Origin of the sequence: Nonomuraea sp. NPDC023979, from assembly GCF_040639085.1 — a bacterium.
Lineage (GTDB): Bacteria > Actinomycetota > Actinomycetes > Streptosporangiales > Streptosporangiaceae > Nonomuraea > Nonomuraea ceibae.
The window spans coordinates 53,143-74,201 of sequence record NZ_JBEZZG010000001.1 but is presented as its reverse complement, the minus strand read 5'-3'; the positions used below and the strand labels follow the sequence as shown (position 1 = coordinate 74,201).

The following is a 21,059-nucleotide window of genomic DNA, read 5'->3' as shown; positions in this document are numbered from 1 at the left end:
TATGGCGACGCTATGGGCATCCTATGGGCCCGAAGAGGAGCTTGATCGAGGACATCCGGAAGGAGGTGCACCCATGAAGATCGAGGTTCGCAAGGTCGAGGCCGTCAAGGCCACGCAGTTCGTGACCTGAGGCACCGCCTCTCAGCGGACCGGGGGGCGGCGCGCCCGTCCCCCGGTCCTCCACAGCCGACGAGATCCCCACGAGCGTCCGGAGCGGCGATGCGAGTGATGTTGAAGGAATGCGCCTGGGAGCGCCTCGGCGACGAGCTCATCGTGGTCCACGACCCGCGCGAGGCGTTCACGCTGGCCGACCCGGAGGGCCGGATCACGGCGCTCCTGGACGAGCTAGGCCGCGGGCCGGCGACCGCGGAGGAGCTGGCCGCCGCGCTGGCGGCGCGGGACGTGGCCGTCACGGCCGAGGAGGTCCGCGACGGGCTGACCGGTCTCGACTCCCTCGGCCTGGTCGAGGACGCCGCCGGGCGCTGGCTGGGCGACCCGGGCGCGGACGAGCGCCACTTCTCCAATCTGACCTTCTTCGGCGCCTTCGCCCGGCTGGGCACGTCGCGGGCGGAGTTCGTCCGGCGGCTGCGCGAGGCGCACGTCCTGGTGCTCGGCGCCGGGGGCGGCGGCTCCTCGCTCGTGCAGTGCCTGGCCGGGCTGGGCGTCGGCGCGCTGACGCTGGTGGACCGCGACGACATCGCGCCGCGCAACTTCGCCCGCCAGTTCCTGTACCGCCACGCCGACATCGGCCGGTCGAAGGTGGAGCGCGCGGCCGAATGGGTGCGCGAGTACGACCCCGGCATCGAGGTGCGGGCGGTGGACCGGTGGATCTCCGGGCCCGAGGACCTGAAGGACCTGACCGAGGGCGTGCACGTGATGGCCGGCGGCCTGGACGGCGCCCCCGACGCCAACCTGTGGGTGAACGAGGCGGCGCTGCGCGCGGGCGTGCCGCTGGTCGCGGGCGGGATGACGCGCACGCAGCTCATCTACTTCTCCGTCGACCCGGGCCGCAGCGCCTGCCTGCGCTGCGACGAGTCGGACCTGCCGGGGCCGGAGGAGCGCACCTCCGCCGGGGTGGCCCACCGGCTCACCCGGGGGCTCCAGCTCGCCAACGGGCTCACCGGGCCGATGGCGATGCAGGTCGGGTCGCTGGTCGCGTACGAGGTGATGCGTTACCTGACGGGGGTCGAGCCGCCACGCGCGGCGGGGGCGCGGGTGGTCCTCGACCTGCGTGACGGGCTCGTCCCGGTCCGGGTGCCGTTCCCGCGCGATCCGGACTGCCCGGCGTGCGCGCTGGCGCGGCGGTGAGGCGTGGACGTCAGGCTGCGCCCGCTGACGCTGGTCGAGGAGGGTGACGAGGTCCTGGTCGGCGACCCCGGAACCGGCACGTTCGTGACGATGCCCGCCGTGGGCGGGGTGGTGATCGCGGCGTTGCAGCGCGGTGCGAGCGCGGAGGAGGCCGGGGCCGAGGCGGAGGCGTTCGCCGGGGAGCCGGTCGACATGCCGGCGTTCGTGGCGACGCTCGCCGAGCTCGGCTTCGTCGACGACCGGCCGGGCGAGGAGCGCGAGGCCGTGCGCACCGCGCCCATCCAGACGCGGCGCTGGCTCGCCGGGGTGAGCAGCCAGGCGGCGCGGCCGTTCTTCGGCCCGGTGGCCTGGACCCTCTACGGCCTGCTGGCGCTGGGCTGCGTGGCCGTTTTCGTGGCCAGGCCGTCGCTGTTGCCGAGCCCGGCACAGGACGCGTTCCTGCTGGACGACGTGGGGCTGAGCGCGCTGCTGCTGATGCCGTTCGTCATGGTCTCGACCGCGCTGCACGAGTGCGGGCACTGGCTGGCCGCGCGGGCGATCGGCGTCCGCTCCCGCTTCGGCGTGGACCGGCGGCTCATGCTGCTGGTCTTCGAGACCGACCTCACCCAGGTGTGGACGGTGCCGCGCCGTCAGCGTTACGGGCCGCTGCTCGGCGGGCTGGCGGTGGACGTCGTCCTGCTCAGCGTGCTGCTGGGCGTCCGCCTGCTGATCCACGAGGGGGTGTGGGCGGCGCCCCCGGCGGTGGACGCGACGCTCGCCGTGTGGGTGTTCCTGAAGCTGGCGGGCATGCTGTGGCAGTGCATGATCTTCCTGCGGACCGATCTGTACGCGGTGCTGGTCAACGCGCTCGGCTGCCGTGACCTGTGGCGGGTCAAGACGCTGCTGCTGCGGCGCGCGTTCGGCCGCCTGACCCCGGCGCAGGCCGCCGAGCTGGTCCGGGCCGCGCCCGCCGACGTGCGGGCGGGGCGCTGGTTCCGGTGGGTGTGGCTGGCCGGGCTCGCCGGGGTGCTGGCCTGGTTCGCCGTGTTCGTGCTGCCGGTCGTGGTGGCCGTGCTGGTGTGGGCGGCCGGCGGGCTGGCCGCCGGGCCGCTCAGCCTCCGGTTCTGGTACGCGCTGCTGTGCGCGGCACTGCTGCTCGGCCCGACGTCGCTCGCCGTCGCCCTGGCCGTCAGGGAACGGCTGACGGTCAGATCCGGTACGTCCGGGTGATCGCGACGATGCCGCCGTCCTCCCTGGTGGCGGGGATCAGCCCCGGCGGCCGGGGCGCGAACCCGGGCACCGACGACAGCCCGTCCGTCTCGGAGATCGCCGTCAGCCGGAACCCGGCCTCCGCGCCCGGCACGCGCAGCGTGATCTCCGCGCCGCTCTCGGGCAGGCCGCGGAAGCGGACCTCGCCGGGCCAGGTCTTCGCCCGCGTCCCGGTCACGGGCACGGTGACCGGCCGCGCCCCGGCGACCCCGGCGCCCGCCTCGGTGATCGGCCGCTCGGTGCGGAGCGTGATCGAGCGCGCCCCCTTCCCGGCGACGACCTTCAGCCGGTACGTGTCGCCGTCACGCGAGAGCACGGTGACCCTCGGCCCCCGGGCGTCGACGGCCGGGGCGCGGCCCGTCCACAGCTCGCCCCTGGCGTAGCCGGGCGGCAGGAAGGCGGTGTCGCGGCTCGACACGTACCGCCTGGTCCAGGCCGGCGGGTCGAGGTCGCCGCTGACCCAGCCGGCGACCCGGGTCTCGGCGTCCATCACGTACGCCAGATGGGTGCGGCGCGGGTTGGCCGCGTCGAAGTCGTCGACGGCGAGCCCGCCCGCGGCCAGCGCCACCGCCAGCCCGGCGGCCGCGGCGGGCACGCCCACCGCCACCGGCCGGCCCAGCCGGGCCCCGGGCTCCGGCAGCCACAGCTCCACCAGCGGCAGCGCCGTCAGGCCGAAGAGCGCCAGCGTCACGGCGCTCACCCCGCCGAGCGCGAGCCCCATGCCGTCGAACGCGGTCAGGGCGAGGGCGGGCAGCAGGGCGGCGGCCACGACCGCGCCCGCCGTGATCGCCGCGACCCGCCAGACGGCGCCGCGCAGCAAAAGCGCGCCCAGCCCGCCCAGCGCGGCGGCGAGCGCGGGCAGCGCGAACATGAACGACGCCCCCGGCGCGATCTGCGCGCACACCGCCCCCACCAGCGCGGGCCAGGCCAGCGCGCCGATCGCCAGCGCGGCGGGCCCGACCCTGCGCCGCAGCGCCAGGTACCAGCCCAGCACGGCGAGCGCGACCAGCACGGCGACGGCCGCGCGGAACGCCTCCGGCCGGTGCAGCAGCCCGCCCATCCCGTAGTAGTCGGACCGCACGGCCACCAGCACCTCCCACAGCCCCTGCGCCAGGACCGCCGACAGCGCGACCGGGACGACCCCCGACAGCGCGCCGACGGCCGTGCGCGGCAGGCTCGCCAGCCCCCTGCGCCGGGCGAGCAGCGCCAGGGCGGCCACCGCCGCGACGGCGAGCCCGGCCAGCGGCCAGACCAGCGCGTTCGGGTAGGTGATCAGGAAGCCGAAGAACCGGAAGTACGTGACGTCGTGCCCGGCCGCGAGCGCGGGCAGGTCGGCGCCGCCGAGCACGCGGGCCAGCGCCAGCATGTTCGTGCCGTGGTGCTGGAGGCTGCCCCGGTTCAGGAAGGCGAGGGAGTCGTCGGCCGTGTGATAGCGCGAGGAGTCCTGGATGTAGGCGAAGTTCATGCCGGAGAACCCGGCCTCGGTCATCGGGGTGAAGTCGGTGTTGTTCGGCAGCAACCGGTACAGCTCCACCATCATCGAGTCGCCGCGCGGGTGCGGCACCGCGTCGGCGAACGTCCCGACCAGCCCGGCGTTGTCCCGCGACGTCTCGAACATCAGCGACGGCCCGCTGACCCCGCGGGCCTCCCAGTTCAGCAGCACGCCTCCGGCGCGGCCGAGCGGGTGCTCCCTGACGAACGCCTCGGCGCCGAGCACGCCGTCCTCCTCGCCGTCGGTCATCAGGAACACCAGGTCGTTGCGGAGCTCGGCGTCGCCCAGCGCGCGCACGGTCTCCAGCATCGCCGCGACGGCCGCCGCGTCGTCGGAGGCGCCCGGCCCCATCGCCGCCGAGTCGTAGTGCGCGGCGATCACCACGGTGCCGGTCGGGTCGCCGCCGGGCCGGGTGGCCACGATGTTGTGGACCTGCCCGAACGACGCCAGCCCCGTCGAGGGGTTGGCGCCCACCGCCCGCTGCACCCGCACGTCGAGCCCGGCGGCGCGCAGCTCCTTCACCAGGTAGTCCCGGGCCCGCGCACCGGCCGGGCTGCCGATCGGGCGCGGCTCGGTGGCGAAGCGCTCCAGGTGCCGCATCGCCCGCCCGGCGCTGAACTCCCCGGCCGGGGCCGAGGCGGGCAGCGGCTGCATCGTGCTGTTGGCCAGCGCGGTCAGCACGACCACGGCGGCCAGCACCAGCAGGGCCGTCACCGCCGCCGGGACGCGGCGCGGGACGTCGAACAACTTCTCGGTCATGGCCGGGAACGCTACGGTCGGCGGCGGGATGTCCGGAATGATGTTTGCGGCCGTTCTCGCCTGTGGTTTTCCACAGGTCGTGGACACGAGACGACAGAAAGGTGCCCAGATGGGGTTCGCGGTGTTGGGCGTGCACGCGCATCCGGACGACGAGGCGATCTGGACCGGCGGGACGCTGGCCAGGTTCTCCGCCGAAGGAGCCCGGACGGCGGTCGTGACGTGCACGGGCGCGCCGGGCACGGTCCGGGCCGGTGAGCTGGAGCGGTCGCTGGAGATCCTCGGCGCGGGCGAGCCCCGGCTGCTCGGCTACGGCGACGCCCGCGACGCCGGCGCCGCGCCCGGCGCGCCGCGCTTCGTGGACGTGCCGCTCGACGAGGCCGTGGGGCGGCTGGTCGCCCACATCAGGGAGTTCCGGCCCGACGTGGTGCTCACCTACGACGGGTACGGGTCCTACGGGCATCCGGATCACGTGCACGCGCACCGGGTGACGCTGGCGGCGGTCGAGGCGGCCGGCTACGACCAGCTCTTCCCCGAGGCGGGCGAGCCGTGGCGGCCCCGGGCGCTGTACCTGGCGACGATCCCCAGGTCGGTGGTGGCGGCGCAGTGGGAGGCGGTGTTCGGCGCGCCGCCGGAGCCGGGCCACGTGCTGCCGGGCATCCCGGACGCGGACGTCTCGGTGCGGCTGGACGTGGGCCCGTGGGCCGAGCGCAAGTGGGCGGCCATGCACGCGCACGAGTCGGAGCTCAGGCGGGGCGCGTCGCTGACGATGCTCACCTCGCTCCCCGAGCAGGCTCGCGCCCAGATGCTCCAGAACGAGTGGTATCGCCTGGCGAGCGGTCAGCCCGTCCTGGGGTGAGCCGCAGGGTGACGCTCTCCGACGCGCCGCCCCGGCCCGCCAGCCCGCCGAACGTGAGCACGGCCCGCGCCCCGACGGCGACCCGGGCCGGCGGCCGGTCTGCCCTGATCACCGCGCTGACCGGCCGGTCCCACGTCACGGTCAGCTCGCCGAGGTCGCGGCGCGGGTCCGACACGGTCACCGTGGCCGTGCCGTCGCCCGGCTCCCGGACCAGGACCGCGCAGGGCGCCGAGGCGGTGAGCGGCCCCGCCGTGCCCCCGGTCCAGAAGTTGACCGCGGTCAGCCCCAGCGACGGCACGTGCACGCCCTGCTGCCGGGCGGTGTTGGCGAGCACCCGCGCCCAGCCGGGATCGGCCGCCCGCGCCCGGGTCTCCTCCTCGGAGGCGTTCGGCAGGAGCTGGTAGACGTACCCGGCGCCAACCGGGTTGAGCCCGTGGTCCAGCCAGAGGACCACGTGCCCGCCGGCCCGCCGGGTGCGCGCGCCGGTCACCACGTAGCCGCCGTGCCCGTCGAGGTGCGCCCACCCGTCACCGGTGGCGAGCCGGGCGCCGGTGCGCCGGTTGTCCACGACGGTCTCGACCACCGCCCCGTCGAAGCAGGTGATCCCGGCCCCCAGGCACAGCACGGCGTCGTCCAGGAAGAACCACGACTTGAACGCGTCGAGCGTGCTCTCCAGCCCGAGCAGGTGCTGCCCGACCGTGGCGTGCACGCCGTCGGTGGCTCCGCCGACCCAGCGCGCCTGCGGGCACGGCTCGCCCCACGCCCCGCCCGCGCCGTCGGGCAGCCGCCGGGACGAGACCGTCGTGCCCGGCAGCCGGTAGGGGTCGACGCTCTGCCAGAACGTGCCCGAGTACTGGTCCCGGTGCCCCTCGCCCCACCAGTAGAGCATCCCTGAGCCGGTGTGCCAGCCGCGCCGGTTCTCGCCGTTGCCGTGCTCGTAGTGGGCGATCCGGTCCGAGGCCATGCTGAGGGCAGCGCACCAGCCGGGCCTGCGGTGCACGGCGCGGGCGCTCATCGGCAGCAGCCGGTGCCCGACCGGCTCGGCCGCCGCCGCCACCCCGCCGTCGGCCACGACCCGGCCCACGCGGGCGTCGTTCAGCAGGTAGGGGTTGCGTGCCGCCCAGCCCTTGACCACGGCCCGCCAGCGGGACCGCTCGGCGGGCCGGGCCGACTCGGCCAGCAGCAGGATCGCCGAGGCCAGCCGCAGCCCCCGGGCCTGGTCGCCGTCCGGCCCCCGGGTGATGCCGCGCCCGCTGACCAGCGGCATGCAGACGCCGTCGCGCACGAACGGCGCGAACGAGCGCTCCACGCTGTCGAACACGACCTGCCTGCCCGGGTCGGTGATCTCCCACGGCGAGCCGCGCAGCACCGCGAACAGGGTCGCCAGCCCCTCCAGCAGGACCGCCCCGTAGCCGCCCTGGTAGGGGACGGTCGTGTGCTGGATGAACGAGCCGTCCCGGTAGAACCCGTCGCCTTCGGTCACGTACCGGAAGACGGGTGACAGCGCCCGGGTGGCGAGCCGGGCCCTGGCGGGGTCGGCGGTGAGGATCGCGCGCAGCAGCGTCACCCTGCACAGGTCCACCCGGTTGGCCCCGGTGCTGGTGCCGCTGTAGTCGGCCAGGCGACTGACCGGGACGAAGTGGTCCACGGCGGCGGCGAGCGCGTCGTCCCGCAGGCCGGTGAGGAGCGCGGCGTCGAGGAGCTTGGCCGGGACGCCGATCTGCCAGTCCCACCAGTTGCCGCCGGGGTCGGCGCCCGCCGCGTAGACGTGGCGGCAGTAGTGGGCGATGCCGGTGGCGACGGCGGCGGCCGGTTCCGGGTCGCCGGTCAGGGCGTGCGCGCGGGCCAGGGCCAGCAGGCGGGCGGGCGTGGCCTTGAGCGAGGGGTAGGGCAGGCCGGGCCAGAGGTGGCCGGGGGCGGGGGCCATCGTGCGGGCGTGCGCGGCCGCCGCGCCGGGCGCGCGGCCGGACAGCCCGGCGAGCGTCACCTCGCGCCAGCGGCGGCGCAGCACCTCGAAGGGGTCGCCCGCGGGGATCAGCGGGCTGGCGGCGGCGAGCTGGAGGAACGACCGCCTGGACAGTTCCGGCACGATCGCATTATCGGACTGATCTCCCCGCGATCGGGTAGCCGCGGGGCATGCGGGACGAGATGGGGCTGGGGGTGCGGCTGACGATCGCCTCGGTCACGGTGGCGGTCGTCATGGTCCCGTTCATGCTGCTGCTCGTGGTGGCCAGGATGCCGCTCAACGACCTCGACGAGGGGGTGGCGCGGCAACTGCACGCGTACGCGCTGGCCAACCCGGACGTGACCACCGCGCTCATCGTGTGGACGGACGCGTTCGGGCCGATGTCGTGGCGGGTGGCGGTCGCGGTGCTGGCGATCTGGCTGGTGCGGCGCGGGGCGCGGCTGCTCGCGCTGTGGGCCGTGACCACGATGGCCGTCGGCGGGCTGCTCGGCGCCCTGATCAAGGTCATCGTGGACCGGGCACGGCCCGGCCTGCCCGATCCGGTGGCCCTGGCCGACGGCGACTCGTTCCCGTCGGGGCACGCGCTCAACGCCACGCTCGGCGCCGGGATCATCCTGCTGACCGTGATGCCGCTGCTCCGGCACCGGGCGGCGGCCTGGGCGCTCGCCTGGTTCCTGGTGGTGACGGTGGCGTGCACGCGGGTGGCGCTGGGCGTGCACTACGTCAGCGACGTCGTCGCGGGCGTGATGCTGGGCGTGGCCGTGATCGCCGCCACCGTGGCCGGGTTCGAGCGGTGGCGGCGATCCGGCGCGTCCCCGCCCTCGGCGGGACGCCCGGCCGCCGATCAGTCCTCGGCGCGGCGCTCGTAACGCGCCCTGGCGAGCTCGTACGCCTTCCGCAGCAGGTCGCGCAGCGCCGTCTCGGTGCGCGGGCCCGGGTTGACCACGGCCAGCCAGCCCTGCGTGCCGTAGACGGGGTGCGCGATCACGGTGTCGGCGACGCTCGGATCGGTGGTGGCGGGCTCGCGGGGCGTGTGACCGGTCCACTCGACGAACGCGTCCTTCCCGGCGGCGACGTTCACCCGGTAGGCCCCGGGCCGGTCCAGGCGCGACGCCTCGTCGTCCGGGTAGTTCTTGGTCACGACGGTGGCGAAGGGCTGAATGTTGGTCGGGATGACGCCGTCGGGCGAGTAGTAGAAGAACGCGTCGCCCCAGGCGAGCTCCGGCGTGCCGTCGCCGGGCTTCGGCGTGAGGACCAGGACGCCCTCCAGGTCCGACACGAATGCGATGATCTCGTCTTTCTCCATGTGTTCCAGCGTTACATTGAAGTCCTTGTGGAGGCTTTCGAGCAGACGACAAGGGGATTCAGGGTGCCAGGTCTCCATTTGCGTACGGTGGACGTGGGGCGGCGGGCGGGCTGCTCCGTGCAGCAGGTGCGCAACCTGGAGCGTGACGGCGTGCTGCCCCCGGCGGCGCGCACCGGCACCGGCCACCGCGTCTACGGGGAGGTCCACGTGCGCTCCGCGCTGGCCTACCGGGCGCTCGCGGTGGGCGTGGGACCGGTCGAGGCCAAGAAGATCATGCGCGCCGCCCACCGCCATCCGGAGCCCGGCGTGCTCGCCCTGCTCGACGCGGCGCACGCCCGGCTCGACGCCGAACGCGCGGACCTGCGGCGGGCGCAGGCGGCCGCGCGGGCGATCTCCGGCGAGCCGATCGCGGAGGTGCGGCCGTCCGACGCGATGACCGTCTCCGAGCTGGCCGCCGCGCTCGGCGTGCGCCCGTCGACGCTGCGCCACTGGGACGCCGAGGGCCTGGTCGTCCCCGACCGCGACCAGCCGCGCGGGCCCCGCCGTTACATGCCGGACCAGGTGCGCGACGCCCGGATCGTCCACCAGCTCCGGCTGGCCGGCTACCGCATCGCCCAGCTCAGGGACCTCATGCCCGAGCTGCGGCGGGCCAGGCGCTGGGACGACGTCTCCGCCGCGCTCGCCGCCCGGGAGGCGGCCGTCGAGGCCAGGTCACGGGCGCTGCTCGGCGGCGCGGCCGCGCTCTCCGCCGTCCTCGACGCCCACATGCCCGAGCCGTGATCGGGGAAGCACACACAGTGTGCAGACGTTCCTGCCCTTTCCCGACTTCACCCGCACCGCCCGGGTGCTCGACCCGCTGCGCCTGGGCAAGCAGCGGGTCGAGGCGCTGCAGATCTTGCGCGCGCTCACCGTCCCCGGCTACGGCTGGCGCCACCACCCGGCGGTCAAGATGTGGGCCGGCTACGAGGAGGCCCTGGTCCGCTACGGCTTGGAGGTGTGCGGCCACTGGTGCTCCACCGGCCGCGCCGACACCTGCGCCGCCACGATGACGCGCGAGCTGGCCGACACCTGCGGCGCCCGCGACGTGCGCACCCAGCCGGAGCTGGCGCTGGCCGGCGAGCTGCCGCCGTGGCTGGGCGACCCCGACCTGCACCTCAGCCACCGCTCGGCGCTGCTGCGCAAGGACCCCGGCTTCTACCGGCCGCTCTTCGGCGCCGACCCGGACGACCTCGGCTACGTGTGGCCGCCCTCCGACCGGCCGCCCGCCTGCCTGTGACTCACACGACCTCGAAGTTGGCCATCATCGCCATGTCCTCGTGCTCCAGGTTGTGGCAGTGGAAGACGTAGCGCCCCTTGTAGCCGGTGAACCGGGTGACGATCTCCACCGTCTGGGCGTCGCGCAGCTCCACCGTGTCCTTCCACTCGGGCGGCCCCGCCGGGCGCTCCCCGTTCACCGACAGCACCTGGAAGTGCGACAGGTGCAGGTGCACCGGATGGGCGACGTCGCTGGACAGCCGCCAGATCTCGGTGTCGCCCAGCTTCGGCCTGGCGTCCATCCGCTTCGGGTCGAACGGCTTGCCGTTGATCAGCCAGCCGGTGCCGCCGTGCATGCTGCCGCTGCTGAACTCGAAGTCCCTGGTCACCGTGGCCTTCGCCGGGTCCAGCCGCTCGACCGTGGACAGCTTGGCGGGCACCGCCGAGTCGTCGCGGGCGTCCCGGTCCACCACGAACCTCATCACCCTGGCCTGCGGTCCCTCCCCGGCCAGGTTGCGCAGCTCGACCCGGTCTCCGACCTTGTGGGCGGCGAAGTCGACGACCACGTCCACCCGCTCGGCCGGGGCCAGCCGCACCTGCCGCACGGTGACGGGCCCGGTCAGCAGCCCGCCGTCGCTGCCGATCCGCACGATCGGGCCGCCCGTGGACAGCTCGTACGTGCGCGCGTTGGAGGCGTTGAGCAGCCGGAACCTGTAGCGGGCCCGGGCCACGCGCAGCTCCGGCCAGGGCGCGCCGTTGACCAGGATGACGTCGCCGAGCACGCCGCCCATGTACGGCTCCAGCGCGCCCGGCTTGTCGCCGTAGCCGGGGTAGGGCATCTGGCCGTCCTCGGAGAAGGACCGATCGCAGATCATCAGCGGCAGGTCGCGCTCCCCCGAGGGCAGCGGCAGCGCCTCCTCCTCGGCGTCCCGCACCAGGAAGAACCCGGCGAGGCCGCGCCACACCTGCGGGCCCGTGTAGTCCATGCGGTGGTCGTGATACCAGAGCGTGGCGGCCCGCTGGTCGAGCGGGAAGTCGTAGTCGCGCCGCTGGGCGGGCTGCACCAGGTCCGTCGGGTAGCCGTCGGACTCCGGCGGCGTGTGCCCGCCGTGCAGGTGCATGACGGTCGGCACGTCCAGCTCGTTGGCCAGGCGCACCACGGTCCTGCGGCCGGCCCGCGCCTCGATCGTGGGGCCGGGGAAGCTGCCGCCGTAGCCCCAGATCCGGGTCTTCATGCCCGGCAGGATCTCCACGTCGGCGGCGCGCGGCGTCAGGTCGTAGTAGTCGACGCCGGCGGTCGTGCGGGACGGCTTGGCGATCTCCGGCACCGGCAGCGGCACCGCGTACGGCTTGGGCAGCGGCGCGGTGCTGGTCAGGAGCTGGGGCTGCGGCGTGCCTTCGAGCAGCGAGCAGCCCGGCAGCGCGGCGGCGACGGCGCCCAGCCCGAACAGCTGGAGCGCCCGCCGTCTCGACAGCGTCATGCCGGCACCGGGGAGCGGCTCGGCAGGACCCGGCTGAGCTGCATGACCGTCCCGCCGAACAGGAGCACGCCGAGCGGCAGGTGCAGCACCTTGAGCCCCATGACGCCCAGGGCCGCGGCCACGCCGGTGAACACCAGCAGGCCGACCGCCGGCGCGACGAACATGGCGGGGCCGCCTCCCGGACGCCACACCAGAATTGCCGCCACCAGGTGCGCCAGCCCGAGGACCAGCAGCACGCCACCGGACAGCATGTGCATCTGCCGCCCGTCCGGCGACGACAGCAGCAGCCCGGCGGTCACCGCCTGGGCCAGCATGGCGAGCATGTGCAGGACCACCACGACCCGCAGGACAGGGAGGAATCTCATCGCGTTTCCTTTCGACGGCTGTGCCACATCGTGGCCTCCGCGGCCCGCCCCGGTCGTCCTGCGTGGGATGGCATTGCGCGCTACGGCGGGGGGAGAAGCGCGGCGGGTCCCGCTACCACGCTGGGAGTAGCGGCAGGTCAGACCTGGGTCCGATGACGGCGGCGCGGGGCGGGTTCTACGCTGCTCGAATGAAGTTCGAGCACGGTCGGCGCCCGGGCGCCGCCGACGTGACGCTGGCGGTGGCCGTCGCCGCCGTCCTGCTGGCCGTCGTGCTGCCCGGCAACGACACCGGGCCGCTCGGCCAGGCCGCCGTCGTGGCCGGCTCGCTCGCCCTGGTCGCCTGGCGGTGGGCGCCGCTGCCGGCGCTCCTCGTCTCCGCCTGCGGCATGCTGCTCTACGCGACGCAGGCGCAGCCCACGCCGCCGACCGCGTTCCCGGTGCTGCTGTGCCTGTTCGCCACGATCCGGTCAGGCCGCCGGGTGACGGGAATCGCGGTGAGCGCGGTGTTCCTGGCCGGGGCGCTGGCCGCCGGTCTGGCCGGCGACACCGGGCAGCCCGATCAGGAGATCATGCAGGACACCTCGCTGCTGGTCGGCTGGTTCGTCGCGGCGGGCGTGGCGGCGACCGTGAGCAAGCACCGGCAGGCGTTCCTGGAGCAGGCCGAGCAGCGGGCGGCCGAGGCCGAGCGCACCCGCGAGGAGGTGGCCCGCCGCCGCGCGGGCGAGGAGCGGCTGCGCATCGCCAGGGAGCTGCACGACTCGCTCACCCACAGCATCTCGGTCATCAAGGTCCAGGCCGGGGTGGCCATCCACCTGGCGCGCAAGCGCGGCGACGAGGTGCCCGCCGCGCTGCTGGCCATCCAGGAGGCCAGCGGTGACGCGATCCGCGAGCTGCGGGCGACGCTCGACGTGCTGCGCGAGTCCGGCGTCGAGCCGGCCGGCAGCGGCCTCGACCTGCTCGACGACCTGGTCGAGCGGGCCCGCCGCACCGGCCTGGCCGCCACGGTGACGCTCACCGGCGAGCGGCGCGAGCTGCCGCCCGACGTCGACCGGGCCGCCTACCGGATCGTCCAGGAGGCGCTGACCAACGTGTCCAGGCACGCCGGCCAAGCCGCCGCGCTGGTCCGGGTCGACTACCGGCCGGGCGTGCTGGTCGTCCAGGTCGACGACGACGGCTGCGCCGATCCGGGCCGGGCGCCCGTCCCGGGCAACGGGCTGACCGGCATGCGCGAGCGCGTCACCGCGCTCGGCGGCAGCCTGCACGCCGCCCCCCGCCCCGAGGGCGGGTTCACCGTGCGGGCCGAGCTGCCGCTCGCCCGGGAGCTGGAGCGGGCGTCATGATCCGGGTCCTCATCGTCGACGACCAGGCGCTCATCCGGGGCGGCTTCCGCGCCCTGCTGGAGGCGGAGGACGACATCGAGGTCGTCGCCGAGGCGGTGCACGGCGAGCAGGCCGTCGCCCTCGCCCTGGAGCACCGGCCCGACGTGGCGCTGATCGACGTGCAGATGCCGGTGATGGACGGCATCGAGGCCACCCGCCGCATCGCCGCCGACGAGCGGCTGTCCGGCGTGCACGTGGTGATCCTCACCAACTACGGCGTCGACGAGTACGTCTACGACGCGCTGCGGGCGGGGGCCGCCGGGTTCCTGGTCAAGGACACCGAGCCCGATGACCTGCTCCAGGGCGTCCGGGTGGCGGCCAGGGGCGACGCGCTGCTGTCGCCGTCGATCACCCGCCGCCTGATCGGCGCGTTCATGGCCAACCGGCCCGAGCCGGAGCCCGTCGGCCTCGACACGCTGACCAACCGGGAGCGGGAGGTCACGGCGCTGGTGGCGCGCGGCCTGTCCAACGACGAGATCGCCGCCGAGATGGTGATCAGCCCGATGACCGCCAAGACCCACGTCAGCCGGGCCATGACCAAGCTGGGCGCCAGGGACCGGGCGCAGCTCGTCGTCTTCGCCTACGAGTCGGGGCTGGTGACCCCGCGCTCCACGGTCACCTGACCGCGCCCGCTGCCGGATCGACCCCGGCTGATCTGCGCCGATCCCCCGTGCCCGGCGGGCTCGCTGAACTACACTCGCACCGGCCGGAACCCGTTTACGAGCCTAGGGCGCTCCTGCCCGCGGCCCCGAACGCCTGGGAGTCACGTGAGCAGCGGGCTAGTCGACGCACCGCCGACCCCGTCCACCACCCGGCCACGACGGCGCTGGCTGCGCCGGGTGATCGTGGCCGTGACGGCGCTCGTGCTGCTCGTGACCGGGGCTGCGGTCGCCGTCGCCGTGCGGCTGACCGGCAACGTGGAGCACACCGACGTGGCCGGTGACCTCGGCACCGCCCGCCCGGCCAAGGTCGCCGCGAGCGCGCTCAACGTGCTGATCGTCGGCTCCGACCAGCGTGACGGCCGCAACGCCCGCTACGGCCGCCGCATCACCGGCGAGCGCACCGACACGATCATGCTCGCCCACCTGTCGTCCGACCGCGAGAACGCGATGGTGATCAGCTTCCCGCGCGACTCGATGGTCCAGCTCCCCGCCTGCCGCGCCAAGGGCGGGCTGCCCGGCCAGCAGCCCCACGTCGGCATGATCAACGAGTCGTTCAACTCGGGCGGCATCGGCTGCACCTGGAAGACCATCGAGTCGCTCACCGGCATCCACATCGACCACTTCGTCAAGGTCGACTTCAGCGGGTTCAAGGACATGGTCGACGCCGTCGGCGGCGTCGAGGTGTGCCTGCCGGAGCGGGTCGACGACGACAAGGCCATGCTCCACCTGCCCGCGGGCCGCCAGACGCTCGGCGGCGAGCAGGCGCTCGGCTACGTCCGGGCCCGCTACAGCTTCGGCGACGGCTCCGACATCGGCCGGATCCAGCGGCAGCAGATGTTCATCGCCTCGATGGCGAAGAAGGTGATGAGCGGCGAGACGCTCACCGACCCGGTCCGGCTGTTCGGCTTCCTCGACGCCGGCACCAAGGCCGTCACCACCGACCCCGGCCTGACGCCCGGCGTGATGAAGGACCTGGCGGAGAGCCTGCGCGGGCTCACCGCCGGGAAGATCCGGTTCATCACCACGCCGTGGCACTACTCGGTCAGCCAGCCGGGCCGGGTCGAATGGGTGCAGCCCCAGGCGAACCAGCTCTTCCGCATCGTGGCCAAGGACGCCGAGCTCACCGGCGTCCAGGGTGGCCAAGCCAAGATGCCGAGGTCGAAGGTCGCCGTGGAGCTGCGCAACGGCACCTACCGCACCGGTCTCGGGGCCCAGGTGGCAGCCGTGCTCGAACAGCGCGGCTATCACATCGTCAAGATCGCCGATACCGTCCGGAAGCCGTACCGGAAGTCGATGATCCTTTACGGGCCCAACGGCGAGGCGCGGGTGCCGACACTGGCCAAGGACCTGCCGAGGAGCAGGCCGAGGCTGGTGCCGGCGGCCCGGACGGCGCGGCTGGTGCTGATCCTGGGCGACGACTGGCGCGGGCTCAAGCCGCTCGACCCGGCCGACGGCGAGGCGATCAAGGGGTTCGACGCCACGCACGACACCTGCGCCAGCTGACCCCTACTGCTTGCGCACGCAGGAGATCGTCTCCAGCTGCACGACCTTGGTGGGGCCCGCGCCGGCCTCGGTGCCGGCCTCGGTTGCGGGCCGGGCGGGGGCGAACTCCACCTCGGTCGCCGCCTCCGCGTCAAGCACGTCCGTCGGGATCGCGCCGGGTTCGTCCGCCTTGACCCAGTCCTGCCCGGCGGGCTCGGCGGGGATCGCCGGGACGGCCTTGGCGACCTCCAGCTCGACCGTCTTGCCGTCGGGCGTGGTGCAGGTGACCTGGTGGGGCACATCGTCGGCGGCCAGGGCGGAGCCGCCCAGCCCGGCCAGCGCCAGCACCGCGACCGCGCCGAGCACCGCGAACCGTCGTCTGATCATGTGCTTCTCCTCTGTGGATGGGACGTTGCGGGGTTCAGGCTGGCGGGCCGCACCTGAAGCGACCCTGAACGCGCCCTAAGTGATCTTCAGGTTGGCTTTAGGCGCGATGCGGCACGCTGGCCGGTGTGCGGGTGCTACTGGTGGAGGACGAGCGGCGGCTGGCCGAGCTGGTCAGGAACGGGCTGACCGGCGAGGGGTTCGCGGTCGACGTGGCCCACGACGGGCGCGACGGGCTGTGGATGGCCACGGAGAACGCCTACGACGTGATCGTGCTGGACGTGATGCTGCCCCGGCTCAACGGCTACGCGCTCTGCTCGCGGCTGCGCGAGGCCGGCGACTGGACCCCGATCATGATGCTCACCGCCAAGGACGGCGTCCACGACGAGGCCGAGGCGCTCGACAACGGCGCCGACGACTACCTGTCCAAGCCGTTCTCGTACGTGGTGCTGCTGGCCAGGCTGCGTGCGCTGGTGCGGCGCGGCGGCCGGGAGCGGCCCGTGTCGCTCACCGTGGGCGACCTGGTCATCGACCCCGCCGGGCTGCGCTGCCGCCGGGGCGCGGCGGAGATCGCGCTGACGCCCAAGGAGTTCGCGGTGCTGCACGGGCTGGCCAGGCGGGCCGGTGAGGTGGTGTCCAAGAGCGAGCTGCTCGCCCAGGCGTGGGACTTCTCCTACGACGGCGACCCGAACATCGTCGAGGTGTACATCAGCGCGCTGCGCCGCAAGATCGACCAGCCGTTCGGCCGGTCCACCCTGGTCACGGTGCGCGGCGCCGGCTACCGGCTGGAGGCGGAGTGAACCTGTCGTCCGTGCGGGTGCGCGCCACGGCGGCGGCGACCCTGATCGTCGCGCTGGCGCTGGGCACCGCCGCGATCGCGCTGGTGACGGTGCTGCGCGGCAGCCTGGAGGGCAGCGCCGGCATGGAGGCGGCCAGGAAGGCGGCCGCCGTCGCCCCCGCGCTGACCGTCGAGGCCGTGCCCGCCCTCCCGGCCGAGCCGCTGACGGTGGCCGACCCCGACGTGTGGGTCGGCGGCGAGGACTCCCTCGGCACGTGGGCGCCCGCGGGCGAGTACGCGGTCGCCCGGCTCCAGGTGCCGACCGCCGACGGCGACACCACCGTGTGGGGCAGGGCCTCGCTGGAAGGGGCCGAGCAGGCGCTGGCGACGCTCAACGGCGTGCTGCTGCCCGGCCTGCCCGCGCTGCTGGCCGTGGTCGCCGGGATGACCTGGTTCGCGGTCGGCCGGGTGCTGCGCCCGGTGGCGGCGATCCGCGCCAAGCTCGCCCACATCACCGCCCGCGACCTGTACGAACGGGTGCCGGTCCCGCGCTCGCGCGACGAGGTCGCCGCGCTGGCGGTCACCGTGAACGGGACCCTCGACCGGCTGGAGACGTCCGTCGAGACGCACAAGCGGTTCGTCGCCGACGCTGCGCACGAGCTGCGCAGCCCGATCGCCACCCTGCGCGCCCGGCTGGAGCTCGCCGAGCCCGGCGAGCTGACCGCCGAGGCCCTGGCCGACGTCGACCGCATCCAGACACTGGCCGCCGACCTGCTGCTGCTCGCCCGGCTCGACGCCGGAGAACCGCTGCCCGCCGCCGACGTCGACCTCGGCCAGGTGGCCGTGGAGGAGGCGCTGCGCGCCCGGCGCCGCCCCGGCGTCGAGCTCGACCTGGAGATCGAACCCGACGTGGTGATCAGCGGCTCGCCCGGTCACCTCGCCCGCCTGGTCACCAACCTCGTCGACAACGCCGCCCGGCACGCCGGCTCCCGCGTCCGGGTCAGCGTCCGCGCCGACGGCGGCGGGGCCGTGCTCCAGGTGCGTGACGACGGCCCAGGCATCCCCGCCGAGCATCGGGAGGCGGTGTTCGCCCGGTTCACCCGGCTGGACGAGGCGCGGGCCAGGGACGCGGGCGGCGCCGGGCTGGGCCTGGCCATCGCCCGCGACATCGCCACCCTGCACGGCGGCACCCTCACGGCCGGGGACGACGGGCTCACCGCCCGCTTCCCCCGGCCGCCGCGCTCATAGCGTCTGGTCGAGCTGCAGGAAGGCCCGCTCGATCACCTGCCGGGTCACCTGCTCGTCGTACGGGAACCGGTGGACGAGGTCGCGCAGCCCCTCCACGTGGGCCTGCCTGGCCAGCTCCGCCACCGCCGTCAGCTCGGCGTGCTGCCTCACCACGAAGTCGCGGTCCACGACCGCGCCGTGGCCCGGCACGTACACGAGCTCGCGCGTCTCCTCCAGCATGCGCGCGGTCGTGTCGGGCCAGTCGAGCGGGTACGAGTCGCCGAACGCCGGCGGCGCACCCTCCTCCACCAGGTCACCGGCGAACACCACTCCTGCGTCGGGCACGTGCGCGACGATGTCGTTCGAGCTGTGGCCCAGCCCGAAATGCCGCAGATGGACCATCCGGCCGCCGATGTCGAGCGTCGCCGTCGAGGTGAACGTGTGATCCGGCGGCACGATCTCCACCTCCTTTACCTCGGCACGCCGCTCCTCGGGGACGAACCCGGCGACCTTGGCCCGCTGCTCCCGGCCGTCCCGCTCGATCTCCTCCGCGCACCTGACATGCCCCCAGATCTCCGCGGGCTGGAACAGGGCGTTGCCGAAATAGTGGTCGAAATGCGCGTGGCTGTTCACGACCGTCCACGGGCTGGTGGTGATCCGCCTGATGGCCTCGATCAGATCGGCGGCCTCCCGATGCGACATGCGGGTGTCGAACACCATGCAGTGCCCGTCCCCGACGACCAGCCCCACGTTCAGGTCGTACGACGCGTGCCGCCGGACATAGACCCGGTCGCCGACCTCTGTCCACTGCTCAAGTGCCGTCATGGCCCACGACCCTACTTAGGATCAGGACATGGCATTCGATATCCAGATCGTCATCGACTCCCAGGCCCCGCACCCGCTGGCCGACTGGTGGGCGGAGGCGCTCGGCTGGCAGGTGGAGCGGCAGGACGAGGCGTTCATCCGCAGCCTGATCGAGAAGGGCCACGCGACGGAGGACGACACCATGTTCCACCGCGGCAACCTGGTGTGGAAGGACGGCGCCGCCATCCGCCACCCCGGCGGGCTGGAGCGGGCCCCGCGCGTGCTGTTCCAGCTCGTGCCCGAGGCCAAGACGGTCAAGAACCGGGTGCACCTGGACGTCCGGGTGGGCGCCGACAACATCGACGCCGAGGTCGAGCGGCTGGTCGCCCACGGCGCCACCGTGCTGCACAAGGGCCGCCAGGGCCCCACCTGGTGGGTCACCATCGCCGACCCCGAGGGCAACGAGCTCTGCCTGGCCTGATCACGCCCGGAGGTAGGCCAGCACCGCCAGGACCCGGCGGTGCCCGTCGGCGGCGGGAGGCAGGTCGAGCTTGCTGAAGATGTTGGCGATGTGCTTGGCCACCGCCGCCTCCGTGACGACCAGCTCGCGGGCGATCGAGGCGTTGGCCCGCCCCTCCGCGATCAGCGCCAGCACCTCCAGCTCCCGGGGCGTCAGCCGCTCCAGCGGGTCGCGCCGCCGCCGCAGCAACTGCCGCACCACCTCGGGATCGACGACCGTCGCGCCCCCGGCCACCCTGACCAGCGCGTCGACGAACTCGCGCACCTCCCCAACCCGGTCCTTCAGCAGGTAGCCGATGCCCGCCCCGCCCCCGGAGTCGAGCAGCTCGGCCGCGTAGGTCTGCTCGACGTACTGGCTGAGCACGAGCACCGCCAGGTCGGGCCGCTCCGCCCGCAGCACCAGCGCCGCGCGCAGCCCCTCGTCGGCGAACCCGGGCGGCATCCGCACGTCTGTCACCACCGCGTCGGGCCGCAGCTCGCGCGCGGCCGCCACCAGCGCGTCGGCGTCGCCCACCGACGCGACCACCTCGTGCCCGAAGCGTTGCAGCAGCCCGGCCAAACCCTCACGCAGCAGGACGGCGTCTTCGGCGATCACCACGCGCACGGGATCTCCACTCTGAGCAGGGTCGGCCCACCGGCCGGACTTCGCAAGGACAGTTTCCCGTCGACGACGGCCAGCCGGTCGGCCAGCCCCGTGAGGCCGCTCCCACGGGCCGGATCGGCCCCGCCGCGCCCGTCGTCGTACACCTCGACGACCAGCGTGCCGTCATGGACGTGCCCGGTCACGCGGGCCCGGGACGCGCCGCTGTGCTTGGCGACGTTGGCCAGCGCCTCGCTGATCACGTAGTAGGCCGTCACCTCGACCGCCTCCGCCGGCCTGCGGGGCAGCTCGATCGCCACCTCGACCGGCACCGGCGACCGGCCGGCCACGTCGTGCACCGCGGCAGCCAGCCCGCGCCCGGTCAGCACCTCCGGATGCACGCCCCGGATCAGCTCGCGCAGCTCGGCCAGCGCCCGCTTCGCCTCGTCCTGCGCCAGCCCCACCAGCCTGCCCACCGGAGAGTCGTCCGGCAGGTCGAGCCGGGCCATGCCCAGGCTCATCGACAGCGCCACCAGCCGCTGCTGCGCGCCGTCGTGCAGGTCACGCTCGATCCGCCGCCGCTCCAGCTCGAACGCGTCGACCAGCCGGGCGCGCGAGCGCAGCACCTCGGCGAGCTCGGTGTCGTACGGCGCCAGCATCGCCCGCGCCATCGCGCCCCGCCCGCCGGCCCACGCGGTCACCACGTACGCCGCCACCGGGACCAGCACCACCCCAGCCACGCTCGCGGCCGCCCCCACCCCCGGCGTCACCAGCGGCTGGACCAGCGGCGTCAGGATCAGCAGCACCGGCCCGACCGCCGTCAGCAGGATCATCAGCAGGTCGATCCACCACAGGGCCAGCGCCACGAGCACGGCCAGCCCGAGCTCCCGCCCGCGCGCCACCGGCCCCAGCGCCCTGCCGTCCACCAGCCGCAGCCGCCGCCGCTCCAGCCACCCCACCAGCGGCAGCGTGCCCACCAGGAGCACCACCGCGCCGACCAGCCGCACCTCGACCGGCAGCACGTCACCCGTGATCCCGGCGAACAGCACGATCACGCCGGGCAGCTGCCCGGCCACCAGGTACGCCAGCGACCGCCACGGCCACGCCGACGTCAGGAAAGCCACCGGCCTCCTGCTGAGCGCCTCCAGCGCGGTCCTCGTCAACACATGTGCGACCGTATCGAGGAGCCGCAGGTCACGGCAGTAGTCC

Annotated in this window: 21 protein-coding genes; 12 read left to right on the top strand and 9 right to left on the bottom strand. The window is 74.3% G+C overall.

Annotation, left to right across the window (positions count from 1 at the left end; all coding sequences use genetic code 11):
- Positions 1 to 219 precede the first annotated feature (219 nt).
- Together AB0G11_RS00445 and AB0G11_RS00440 are read left to right on the top strand one after the other, a co-directional pair.
- Positions 220 to 1,308 (top strand): ThiF family adenylyltransferase, encoded by a 1,089-nt coding sequence (locus tag AB0G11_RS00445; protein WP_357582991.1) that lies wholly within the window; start codon positions 220 to 222, stop codon positions 1,306 to 1,308.
- A 3-nt stretch (positions 1,309 to 1,311) separates the two neighbouring features.
- A complete protein-coding gene (locus tag AB0G11_RS00440; protein WP_357582989.1) occupies positions 1,312 to 2,517 on the top strand; it encodes a hypothetical protein in 1,206 nt (401 codons plus the stop codon).
- On the opposite strand, the gene AB0G11_RS00435 is transcribed toward AB0G11_RS00440, so the two are convergent.
- Positions 2,495 to 4,807: a M20/M25/M40 family metallo-hydrolase gene (locus AB0G11_RS00435; protein ID WP_357582987.1), complete on the bottom strand. Its 2,313-nt coding sequence runs from the start codon at positions 4,805 to 4,807 to the stop codon at positions 2,495 to 2,497. The genes AB0G11_RS00440 and AB0G11_RS00435 overlap by 23 nt on opposite strands.
- Before the next feature lie 109 nt (positions 4,808 to 4,916).
- Between AB0G11_RS00435 and AB0G11_RS00430 the strand changes: the two genes are divergently transcribed.
- Positions 4,917 to 5,663: a PIG-L family deacetylase gene (locus AB0G11_RS00430; protein ID WP_357582985.1), complete on the top strand. Its 747-nt coding sequence runs from the start codon at positions 4,917 to 4,919 to the stop codon at positions 5,661 to 5,663.
- Here AB0G11_RS00430 and AB0G11_RS00425 read toward each other — a convergent pair.
- Positions 5,578 to 7,752 (bottom strand): polysaccharide lyase 8 family protein, encoded by a 2,175-nt coding sequence (locus tag AB0G11_RS00425; RefSeq protein WP_357582983.1) that lies wholly within the window; start codon positions 7,750 to 7,752, stop codon positions 5,578 to 5,580. The genes AB0G11_RS00430 and AB0G11_RS00425 overlap by 86 nt on opposite strands.
- Positions 7,753 to 7,799: 47 nt before the next feature.
- Here AB0G11_RS00425 and AB0G11_RS00420 point away from each other — a divergent pair, with 47 nt between their 5' ends.
- Positions 7,800 to 8,498, top strand: a complete 699-nt coding sequence (locus AB0G11_RS00420; RefSeq protein WP_357582981.1) for a phosphatase PAP2 family protein — start codon at positions 7,800 to 7,802, stop codon at positions 8,496 to 8,498.
- Here AB0G11_RS00420 and AB0G11_RS00415 read toward each other — a convergent pair.
- Positions 8,474 to 8,935: a DUF6194 family protein gene (locus tag AB0G11_RS00415; protein WP_357582979.1), complete on the bottom strand. Its 462-nt coding sequence runs from the start codon at positions 8,933 to 8,935 to the stop codon at positions 8,474 to 8,476. The two genes, AB0G11_RS00420 and AB0G11_RS00415, sit on opposite strands and share 25 nt — an antisense overlap.
- Before the next feature lie 63 nt (positions 8,936 to 8,998).
- On the opposite strand from AB0G11_RS00415, the gene AB0G11_RS00410 reads away from it, so the two are divergent.
- On the top strand, positions 8,999 to 9,715 hold the full coding sequence (locus AB0G11_RS00410; RefSeq protein ID WP_357582977.1) for a MerR family transcriptional regulator: 717 nt from the start codon (positions 8,999 to 9,001) through the stop codon (positions 9,713 to 9,715).
- Between the two features lie 19 nt (positions 9,716 to 9,734).
- On the top strand, positions 9,735 to 10,211 hold the full coding sequence (locus AB0G11_RS00405; protein ID WP_219504193.1) for an MSMEG_6728 family protein: 477 nt from the start codon (positions 9,735 to 9,737) through the stop codon (positions 10,209 to 10,211).
- A gap of 1 nt (position 10,212) precedes the next feature.
- Here AB0G11_RS00405 and AB0G11_RS00400 read toward each other — a convergent pair whose 3' ends face one another.
- Complete coding sequence (locus AB0G11_RS00400; RefSeq protein WP_357582975.1) at positions 10,213 to 11,670, bottom strand: multicopper oxidase family protein; 1,458 nt, start codon at positions 11,668 to 11,670, stop codon at positions 10,213 to 10,215.
- Positions 11,667 to 12,035 (bottom strand): hypothetical protein, encoded by a 369-nt coding sequence (locus AB0G11_RS00395; RefSeq protein WP_357582973.1) that lies wholly within the window; start codon positions 12,033 to 12,035, stop codon positions 11,667 to 11,669. The genes AB0G11_RS00400 and AB0G11_RS00395 overlap by 4 nt, the downstream gene beginning before the upstream one ends.
- 188 nt (positions 12,036 to 12,223) lie before the next feature.
- Here AB0G11_RS00395 and AB0G11_RS00390 point away from each other — a divergent pair, with 188 nt between their 5' ends.
- From AB0G11_RS00390 to AB0G11_RS00380, 3 genes are all read left to right on the top strand, one after another.
- Positions 12,224 to 13,375, top strand: a complete 1,152-nt coding sequence (locus tag AB0G11_RS00390) for a sensor histidine kinase (protein ID WP_219504202.1) — start codon at positions 12,224 to 12,226, stop codon at positions 13,373 to 13,375.
- Positions 13,372 to 14,037: a response regulator transcription factor gene (locus tag AB0G11_RS00385; protein WP_219504206.1), complete on the top strand. Its 666-nt coding sequence runs from the start codon at positions 13,372 to 13,374 to the stop codon at positions 14,035 to 14,037. Before AB0G11_RS00390 ends, AB0G11_RS00385 begins: the two co-directional genes overlap by 4 nt.
- Positions 14,038 to 14,181: 144 nt before the next feature.
- A complete protein-coding gene (locus tag AB0G11_RS00380) occupies positions 14,182 to 15,579 on the top strand; it encodes an LCP family protein (RefSeq protein WP_357582971.1) in 1,398 nt (465 codons plus the stop codon).
- A 3-nt stretch (positions 15,580 to 15,582) separates the two neighbouring features.
- Here AB0G11_RS00380 and AB0G11_RS00375 read toward each other — a convergent pair whose 3' ends face one another.
- Positions 15,583 to 15,945: a hypothetical protein gene (locus AB0G11_RS00375; protein WP_219504213.1), complete on the bottom strand. Its 363-nt coding sequence runs from the start codon at positions 15,943 to 15,945 to the stop codon at positions 15,583 to 15,585.
- Positions 15,946 to 16,070: 125 nt separating this feature from the next.
- Here AB0G11_RS00375 and AB0G11_RS00370 point away from each other — a divergent pair, with 125 nt between their 5' ends.
- Together AB0G11_RS00370 and AB0G11_RS00365 are read left to right on the top strand one after the other, a co-directional pair.
- On the top strand, positions 16,071 to 16,742 hold the full coding sequence (locus tag AB0G11_RS00370) for a response regulator transcription factor (RefSeq protein ID WP_357582969.1): 672 nt from the start codon (positions 16,071 to 16,073) through the stop codon (positions 16,740 to 16,742).
- A complete protein-coding gene (locus tag AB0G11_RS00365) occupies positions 16,739 to 17,968 on the top strand; it encodes a HAMP domain-containing sensor histidine kinase (RefSeq protein ID WP_357582967.1) in 1,230 nt (409 codons plus the stop codon). Before AB0G11_RS00370 ends, AB0G11_RS00365 begins: the two co-directional genes overlap by 4 nt.
- Here the strand turns inward: AB0G11_RS00365 and AB0G11_RS00360 are convergent.
- Positions 17,963 to 18,772, bottom strand: coding sequence for an MBL fold metallo-hydrolase (locus AB0G11_RS00360; RefSeq protein WP_357582965.1), 810 nt, complete (start codon positions 18,770 to 18,772; stop codon positions 17,963 to 17,965). The two genes, AB0G11_RS00365 and AB0G11_RS00360, sit on opposite strands and share 6 nt — an antisense overlap.
- Before the next feature lie 28 nt (positions 18,773 to 18,800).
- Between AB0G11_RS00360 and AB0G11_RS00355 the strand changes: the two genes are divergently transcribed.
- Positions 18,801 to 19,232 carry a VOC family protein gene (locus AB0G11_RS00355; protein ID WP_219504222.1) on the top strand — a complete coding sequence of 144 codons (432 nt, stop codon included), beginning with the start codon at positions 18,801 to 18,803 and terminating at the stop codon, positions 19,230 to 19,232.
- Here AB0G11_RS00355 and AB0G11_RS00350 read toward each other — a convergent pair whose 3' ends face one another.
- Together AB0G11_RS00350 and AB0G11_RS00345 are read right to left on the bottom strand one after the other, a co-directional pair.
- Positions 19,233 to 19,874: a response regulator transcription factor gene (locus AB0G11_RS00350; protein ID WP_219504224.1), complete on the bottom strand. Its 642-nt coding sequence runs from the start codon at positions 19,872 to 19,874 to the stop codon at positions 19,233 to 19,235.
- Positions 19,862 to 21,016 carry a histidine kinase gene (locus AB0G11_RS00345; RefSeq protein WP_219504226.1) on the bottom strand — a complete coding sequence of 385 codons (1,155 nt, stop codon included), beginning with the start codon at positions 21,014 to 21,016 and terminating at the stop codon, positions 19,862 to 19,864. The genes AB0G11_RS00350 and AB0G11_RS00345 overlap by 13 nt, the downstream gene beginning before the upstream one ends.
- Between the last annotated feature and the right edge of the window lie 43 nt (positions 21,017 to 21,059).

What these genes read in the sequence shown, in the direction of transcription:
- AB0G11_RS00400 (WP_357582975.1), bottom strand. Translation starts at nt 11,670, where the DNA reads ATGACGCTGTCGAGACGGCGGGCGCTCCAGCTGTTCGGGCTGGGCGCC.
- AB0G11_RS00360 (WP_357582965.1), bottom strand. Translation starts at nt 18,772, where the DNA reads ATGACGGCACTTGAGCAGTGGACAGAGGTCGGCGACCGGGTCTATGTC.
- AB0G11_RS00395 (WP_357582973.1), bottom strand. Translation starts at nt 12,035, where the DNA reads ATGAGATTCCTCCCTGTCCTGCGGGTCGTGGTGGTCCTGCACATGCTC.
- AB0G11_RS00420 (WP_357582981.1), top strand. Translation starts at nt 7,800, where the DNA reads ATGCGGGACGAGATGGGGCTGGGGGTGCGGCTGACGATCGCCTCGGTC.
- AB0G11_RS00390 (WP_219504202.1), top strand. Translation starts at nt 12,224, where the DNA reads ATGAAGTTCGAGCACGGTCGGCGCCCGGGCGCCGCCGACGTGACGCTG.
- AB0G11_RS00435 (WP_357582987.1), bottom strand. Translation starts at nt 4,807, where the DNA reads ATGACCGAGAAGTTGTTCGACGTCCCGCGCCGCGTCCCGGCGGCGGTG.
- AB0G11_RS00385 (WP_219504206.1), top strand. Translation starts at nt 13,372, where the DNA reads ATGATCCGGGTCCTCATCGTCGACGACCAGGCGCTCATCCGGGGCGGC.
- AB0G11_RS00415 (WP_357582979.1), bottom strand. Translation starts at nt 8,935, where the DNA reads ATGGAGAAAGACGAGATCATCGCATTCGTGTCGGACCTGGAGGGCGTC.
- AB0G11_RS00430 (WP_357582985.1), top strand. Translation starts at nt 4,917, where the DNA reads ATGGGGTTCGCGGTGTTGGGCGTGCACGCGCATCCGGACGACGAGGCG.
- AB0G11_RS00445 (WP_357582991.1), top strand. Translation starts at nt 220, where the DNA reads ATGCGAGTGATGTTGAAGGAATGCGCCTGGGAGCGCCTCGGCGACGAG.
- AB0G11_RS00375 (WP_219504213.1), bottom strand. Translation starts at nt 15,945, where the DNA reads ATGATCAGACGACGGTTCGCGGTGCTCGGCGCGGTCGCGGTGCTGGCG.
- AB0G11_RS00355 (WP_219504222.1), top strand. Translation starts at nt 18,801, where the DNA reads ATGGCATTCGATATCCAGATCGTCATCGACTCCCAGGCCCCGCACCCG.